At 53.4% G+C, this 7,045-nt stretch carries 6 protein-coding genes and 1 tRNA gene; 6 read left to right on the top strand and 1 reads right to left on the bottom strand.

Annotated features, from left to right (window positions below; genetic code table 11):
* From BUE76_RS24845 to BUE76_RS21745, 3 genes are all read left to right on the top strand, one after another.
* A partial coding sequence (locus BUE76_RS24845; RefSeq protein ID WP_216820699.1) for a hypothetical protein occupies nucleotides 1-212 on the top strand: 212 nt, incomplete at its 5' end.
* A gap of 17 nt (nucleotides 213-229) precedes the next feature.
* Entirely contained in the window at nucleotides 230-529 is a 300-nt protein-coding gene (locus tag BUE76_RS21750; protein WP_073042000.1) for a hypothetical protein, read from the top strand.
* 32 nt (nucleotides 530-561) lie between these two features.
* Entirely contained in the window at nucleotides 562-852 is a 291-nt protein-coding gene (locus BUE76_RS21745; protein ID WP_073042002.1) for a helix-turn-helix domain-containing protein, read from the top strand.
* 241 nt (nucleotides 853-1,093) lie between these two features.
* Here BUE76_RS21745 and BUE76_RS21740 read toward each other — a convergent pair.
* Nucleotides 1,094-1,167, bottom strand: a tRNA-Ile gene (locus tag BUE76_RS21740).
* A gap of 193 nt (nucleotides 1,168-1,360) precedes the next feature.
* On the opposite strand from BUE76_RS21740, the gene BUE76_RS21735 reads away from it, so the two are divergent.
* The 3 genes from BUE76_RS21735 to BUE76_RS21725 form a co-directional block, all read left to right on the top strand.
* On the top strand, nucleotides 1,361-4,516 hold the full coding sequence (locus BUE76_RS21735) for a SusC/RagA family TonB-linked outer membrane protein (RefSeq protein WP_073042004.1): 3,156 nt from the start codon (nucleotides 1,361-1,363) through the stop codon (nucleotides 4,514-4,516).
* A 19-nt stretch (nucleotides 4,517-4,535) separates the two neighbouring features.
* Complete coding sequence (locus BUE76_RS21730) at nucleotides 4,536-6,113, top strand: RagB/SusD family nutrient uptake outer membrane protein (protein ID WP_073042127.1); 1,578 nt, start codon at nucleotides 4,536-4,538, stop codon at nucleotides 6,111-6,113.
* A gap of 113 nt (nucleotides 6,114-6,226) precedes the next feature.
* The coding region (locus BUE76_RS21725) for a LamG domain-containing protein (protein ID WP_216820698.1) at nucleotides 6,227-7,045 on the top strand (819 nt) is incomplete at its 3' end.

The raw sequence follows: 7,045 nt of genomic DNA, 5'->3' as shown, positions 1-7,045 counted from the left end.
CCCCTTTTGAATCTTATGCCAAACAGGGAACCACTCATCGTGCTGCTTTCGAAGTGAGCCAGCGATTTCACTTTTTTAGCGATGGGCAGGGCATTACACTGAATGAAGCCTATCGCTTCCTTTTGCATCGGTTGCATGAAAAGCGTTTGCAGGGTCTGCAGCGCACAGTAAAGGAGCCAGTAGTGGCAAAGTCTCGTAAAGGTGGTAAATAATAAGCAGGAGGATTGCCATGCAGGTTGAAGCAGCAAAGGTGGTAGTGAGTTTCTTTGAACTGGCGGAAGAGGATCCAAGAGTAAGGCCGGGGCACCTTGGGTTATATATGGCGCTGCTGACAGCCTGTATCAAGGCGGGTGGTGCCAATCCTTTCTCCATTTCAAGGAGCAGGATCATGCGGCAGGCAAAAATGAGTTCCCGTTCTACTTACAACCAAACGATGCGTGACCTGATGCAATTTGGGTTCATCAGGTATTTGCCTGCGCAGAATGGCTTATCGCTTAGCTATGTGTTTTTGAGAAAACTTGATAGTTAATCGCAGTATTAGTCTGATTAAAAAGAGGAACAATGGAAAGAGGGCAGGCGCCTATTTTGTTTCCTTACGAACCAGAAAGGTTCTGGGAACAGATAAGGGCAATTATCAAAGAGGAATTAGCAACAAAGGAAGCAGTGACAACTCCGGAACGTACTAGTGAAGAGTTCTTGCCGCGAATGGAGGTAGCTAGGATGCTGCGGGTTTCCCTGGTAACACTGAACAGCTGGGTGAAAATGGGCTTGCCTTCACACAAGCAAAGAGGAAAGGTTTATTTCCTGCAATCTGAAGTGTTGAAATACATCAAAGACAAAGCTTATAAATGAACTGTGAAATCCATTTTTAGTGCTATTCAAAAAGCCTGCTATGTGCAGGCTTTTTTTGCATTCAGGAAGGGATTTATTATAATATCAAGCTCCTATTATGTTTGTAACTTTGGTTATTAAATCGCTCTTTCTCCTTCATTACAGATTACTGAGGATAATCTTTGTTTGAAAATTGTTTGAAAATTTAGAAGGCCCGCGATTGCAGGCCTTCATAAAACACTCACATTCAACTATTTATCTGTGGACGTTCACGGGCTCGAACCGTGGACCCGCAGATTATGAGTCTGCTGCTCTAACCAACTGAGCTAAACGTCCGGCTCCTGCTAAAGGAGGAGGGCAAAGGTAAGGGATTAGCCCGTAAATATGGCTGTCGCAAATAGGGGTATTTTTTGGAGCAAGCAACGAAATATGCGTTTTTTTTGCCTTGCATAATACGATTGCGCCGTGTGCTTTCTACCTGGAGGCTGGTCCAGTCGTTGCATCACCCTAGCTTAATTGCACACACTATATGAAACCTTTTACCAACCCAGCTGCATTTTGGGGAAGCAGTCCACATTCCCGTGCAGGCACCCTTTCGCTCTTCCTGTTCTTGTTTTTGCTGTGCAGCGGCTTTTCGCTACAGGCGCAAAACCGTACCCTCACCGGGCAGGTGATATCAGGTACGGGTCAAAACCTGTCGGGCGCATCCGTGCGGCTCAAAAACAATCCTTCCGTTGGTACCAGTACCGACTCGCTGGGTAATTTCTCCCTGACCATTCCGCAGTCGGCAACCCTGGTGGTGAGCTATGTGGGTTATGGCAACCAGGAGCTTACCGTGCGCCCCGACCAAACCCAGGTGATTGTAACCCTCCAGGCCGAAGGCGCACAGCTCAACGAGGTGGTGGTGATCGGTTATGGCACCGCCAATAAGCGCGACCTCACGGGTTCCATCGTCAAGATCTCGGGCCGCGATGTGGCCGACCGGCCCAACTCCAACCCTTTGGCTTCCCTGCAGGGTAAGGTGGCCGGCCTGTCGGTGGTGAACTCGGGCACGCCGGGGCAGGCGCCCGATATCCGCATCCGCGGTACGGTGAGCATCGGCGCCGTGCAGCCGCTCTATGTTGTAGATGGTATTTTCCAGGATAATATCGATTACCTCAACCCCAACGACATCGAAAGCATCGAGGTGCTCAAAGACCCCTCCTCGCTGGCCATCTTCGGGGTGCGCGGTGCACCGGGAGTTATTGCCGTTACTACCAAAAGGGCTAAGGCCGGAACCGTGGTGGTGAACTTCAATGCCAGTTATGGTTTTAAAAAATTGGTGGACAAGATCAAACTGGCCAATGCGCAGCAGTTTGCCGAATTGTTTAAAGAGGAGCGGGCCAACAACGGCGAGACCGCCGATTACGACTACGGCCCTTTTACCGGTAATACCGACTGGATCGATGCGGTGACCCGTACCGGCCGTTTTTCCAACAATAATTTAAGTGTGTCGGGCTCCAGCGAACGCAACCGCTTCAATATGGGTATTGGCTACCTGTACGATGAAGGCCTGATCAAACATGAAAAGCTGGACCGCATCAACATCAATTTTTCCGACGAGTTCAAGGTGAGCAAGGCCATCCGGGTGGGGGTAAACTTTAATACCAGCCGCCAGAACCTGCCTTTCGGTGCCGGCTGGGTGCTGGATGCCGCCCGCAAGGTGATGCCGCAGGTGTCGGCAGGTACCAACCGCCAGTTTGTGCGCAACCCTTATGGCTCCGACAGCATGTTCATGGACCTGTACTCCCTGCTCGATATCAGCCTCCAGAACTCGGGTGTGATCAACCCGCTGCTGGAACTGGAAAACACCTGGAACAAGTTCAAAGGCGTGGAGTACCGCAATGTGGGTAGTGCCTTTGCCGAGCTGACCTTCCTGAAGAATTTTAACTTCCGCTCTACGCTGTATGGTGATGTGAGTAATGTAAACCGCCGCACCTATACGCCGTTGTATTATGCTTATAACCCCCGTACCGAAAAGGCGGAATTGTACAGCCAGAACACCCGGTTCACGGAAGACGACCAAACCTACCGTAAGTGGCAGCAGGACCATGTGCTTACCTACCGCAAGGATTTCGGTGATCACGCCATCACGGCTACCGGTGGTTTTACCACGTACTATTTTGGCAATTTCAACAGGGGTGGTACGGTAAGCGGTACCAGCATCCTGCCCATTCCCAACGATCCACGCTTCTGGTACCTCAACAGCGGCTTCCAGGATCCTTCCAACACTTCCTCTTCCTCCAGCCAGAGCGAGTACAGCACGGTGAGCTACCTGGCCCGGGCACTGTACAACTACAAGAACAAATATTTCCTGAACGGTTCTTTCCGTAACGATGCTTCTTCGCGTATTCCTACCAACAACCGCAACCAGCAGTTCTGGGCGGTGGGGGCAGCATGGGATTTGACCAAGGAGGAGTTTATGAAAGGGCAGGATATTTTGGACTTTTTAAAAATTAAAGGTTCCATCGGCGTATTGGGCAACCAGACCGCTTCCACCCTGGAAGGAACCGCACTCAACTATCCTTTTTACCCCAACCTGCGCACCGGCCAGAATGCGGTATTTGGCAACAATGTGTACACCGCTGCCGACCCCGCCTATATTCCTAACCCCAACCTGCGCTGGGAAACCGTACATGCCAAGGAGATTGGCGTTGAGTTGAACGCGTTGCGCAATAAGCTGCATTTTGAAGCCAACTATTTCAACCGCACCACCAAAGACTTGATGACCTATGTGAGCCGTGCCGCACTGGGTTTGCGTGATGAGTTGATCAACGGTGGTTCGATCCGCAACTGGGGTACCGAGTTCATGGCCAACTACGCACAGCCGCTGAGCCGCGATCTTACCCTTAACCTGAGTGGTAACCTTACCTTCCTCCGCAACAAGGTGCTGGAGCTGAGCGAGGAGCTGCCTACCGGCGTGCTCATCCGCGGTTTCCAGAACAACGGTTCGGCTGAAGCCCGTACCCTGCCCGGTTATCCCATCGGTTCTTTCTTTGGCTACGAGGTGGAAGGTATTTACCAGAGCTATGCCGATATCCTGCGTTCGCCCAGTGCTGCCGCCATTGGCGCTTACCGTCCCGGCGACTTTAAATTCCGCGACGTAAATGGCGATGGCATCATCAGCCCCGACGATCGTACCGTAATTGGCAACCCCACCCCTGATTTCACCTACGGCGCTTCCGCGAATCTTACCTACAAGGGCCTCAGCCTGCTGGTAGACGTGCAGGGTGTGTATGGCAACGAAATCTTCCGCACCTGGGGATCGCTGGAGTCGCCCTTCCAAAGGGTGAACTATGCTGCCGATAAAATAAACCGCTGGAATGGCGCCGGTTCATCCAACTGGGTGCCCCTGGTGAGCCAGGCCGACCGCTTCAACTACAACGGCAGCACATTCAACATAGAGGACGGCAGCTATTTCCGGATCCGCAACCTGCAGCTGGGTTACCAGTTTGCCCGCGACCTCACGCAGCGTTTCCGCATCAGCAACCTCCGCATCTATGCCAACGTGCAAAACCTCAAAACCTGGAAAAACAACCAGGGGTATACGGCAGAATATGGCGGCGATGCCACCGCTTTTGGATTTGATAATGCCGGTGGCGCACTGCCCATGGTGACCACCTTTGGCCTGAACGTTACTTTCTAAACCCGATCAATTGAATGGCATGAAAAAGCATACTTTTTATAAATGGACCCTGCTGCTGGCCCTGCCCGCCCTGTTGGTGGTAGCGGGTTGCCGCAAGTTCCTCGACCGCAAGCCCCTTACCGCTACCCTCGAGGACCTCAACCAGGGCGCCCTCGAAGGACAGGTGCTGGGTATGTACACCAACCTGCGTACCCTGGCGGGTTTCTCGCTGCTTCCCTGGATTGATTTTCACAGCATCCGCGACGATGATGCCCAGAAGGGCAGCGACATCAACGATGGCGCCGAGATCGTGGCCACCTTCGACCGCTACCAGTACTCTAAAGACGACTGGGCGCCCAATACTTATTGGAACGACCACTACACCATGATCAACCTGGCTAATAATGCCGTGGCTGCCGCCGATTCGCTGAAAGTTTCGGATGCCGCCTCACTGCGCAACGTGGGCGAAGCCTGTTTCTTCAGGGCCTATACCTACTTTGAACTGGTAAAGAACTATGGCGATGTGCCCCTGATCAATTTCCCCATCCGCAACCCCAACGATGGTATCCGCGACCGCTCGCCTGCTGCCCGTATTTACGAGTTCATCGACTCCAACCTGCAGGTAGCTGCCGCCCTCTTGCCGCCCAGCAGTGCCAGTTATGGGGCTGGGTTCCAGGGACGCCTCACCCGCGGTGCGGCCAATGCATTGTGGGCGCAAACCCACCTGTTCCGCCGCAACTGGGCGCAGGTGGTGAGCCTCTGCAACCTGGTAACGGCAGACGGTTATTCACTGATGCCTGAATTTTCTGATGTCTGGCGTGAGTCGGGGGAGAATGGTCCGGAAAGCATTTTTGAAATGCAGGCCTATGTGGGGCCGGGAGCGGCTACCAACAGTGCGCTGGATAATGGTTCCGACTGGGGTACCATGCAGCAGGTGCGCCGCAACGGGGCACCCGTGGAATGGAACCTGGGCTGGGGCTGGAACGTGCCCACCGATAAGCTGGAAACAGAATGGCCGGCCAATGACCCGCGTAAGCAAAAAACCATCCTGTACTCGGGACAGTCGGATGGGGGGCCGCAGTTTGGCGGCTTTGGCGCCACCTTGCCGCCCTATACCAACCCAAGTGGTACGGGTGGGCTGGCCCAAAGGTTCTGGAACAAAAAGCTCTATACGGGCAACGACCCGGCCATACGCCAGTCTACCGGTTTTGTAAACAATGCAGGTAATGCCCGCTGGATTAACCACCGCATCCTGCGGTATGCCGATGTATTGCTGATGCTGGCGGAAGCGCAGAATGAACTGGGTAATGGTCCCGCAGCCGCTGCTGCCCTGGAGCAGGTGCGCAAACGAGCCAGTGGTGGCTTGGATCCGGCAACACGTACCGTTGTGCCTTATATCGCTTTTCAAAACCAGGAGCAGATGCGCCAGGCCATCAAGGAAGAGCGCCGCTGGGAACTGGCAATGGAAGGCTACCGCTTTTACGACCTGGTGCGCTGGGGCGATGCCCAGCAGGTGTTGGGGCCATTGGGTTATACCAGCAGGGCTCGTTTTTATCCTATCCCGCAAAAGGCCATTGACCTGTCGGGTGGGGTGCTGACGCAAAACCCGGAATGGTAGCGGGATGTCGGAGGTGGAATTTCGGCAGTTGTTGACAATAGTAAGTGTACTACTGTTTAGAACCACCGAAATCCCACATCCGAAATCAATTGATAACAAGTAAACTGAAAACAATGAAAAAGCTCTTCATACTTGGTTCCTTCCTGCTGGCCCTTGGCGCCTGCCAGAAGATGGACCGGCCTTCGCTGGGCGATTATGCCCAGGATACCAACCCGCCCGGTGGCCCGCTGAAATTTTATGCTGCCTTTGATGGGCGCAGCCTTGACAGCATCCGCGCCGTTTTTGGCGCAGACAATAATGTGTCTTTTGTGGATGGCATTTCCGGCAAGGCCATGAGCGCCGGCGCCAATGGCTACGTTGTTTTTCCCAGCACCAATGAGTTTAAAACAGCATCCGATTTTACCGTTGCTTTTTGGGTGAAAAAAGCAGGCCCCAACCCGGCAGGCGGCGGAGCTGCTTTTGCCTTTGGCCTCAGCACGGAAACCGATATCTGGACCCGCCAGGATATGTTCCTGCTGTTTGAAGATGCCGGCAATCCCAGCAGCACCGAACTTGCTGCTGCCAAGTTTTACCTCAACGACCAGTGGTTTGAATTTGTGCGTACGCCTGCCATGGACCGCCGTCTGCCCAAGGTTTTGGACGGGCAGTGGCACCACCTTGCCTTTGTTTTTGATCAAACCACCAGCACCCTCACTACATATGTGGATGGTGCAGCCTTTACCAACCTGCCGCCCGATTTCGGCAGGTTCAACAACAATAGTGGCAAAGTGAATTTCAGTAAGTCGGCAGGCGTGGTAGTGGGCGGTCCGGGCCACTATGCCGTGGGTAAAACACCTGATACCTGGATGGGCAATTTTAATGGCCAGATCGACCAGTTCCGGATGTATGGCAAGACGCTGACCGCACAGGAAGTGCAGGCCTTGTTTACCGGC

The sequence above is a fragment of the Cnuella takakiae genome (assembly GCF_001953305.1).
GTDB classification, from domain to species: domain Bacteria; phylum Bacteroidota; class Bacteroidia; order Chitinophagales; family Chitinophagaceae; genus Flavisolibacter; species Flavisolibacter takakiae.
Note: the sequence above shows the minus strand (reverse complement) of the source record. Positions and strands in the feature narration are given on the sequence as shown.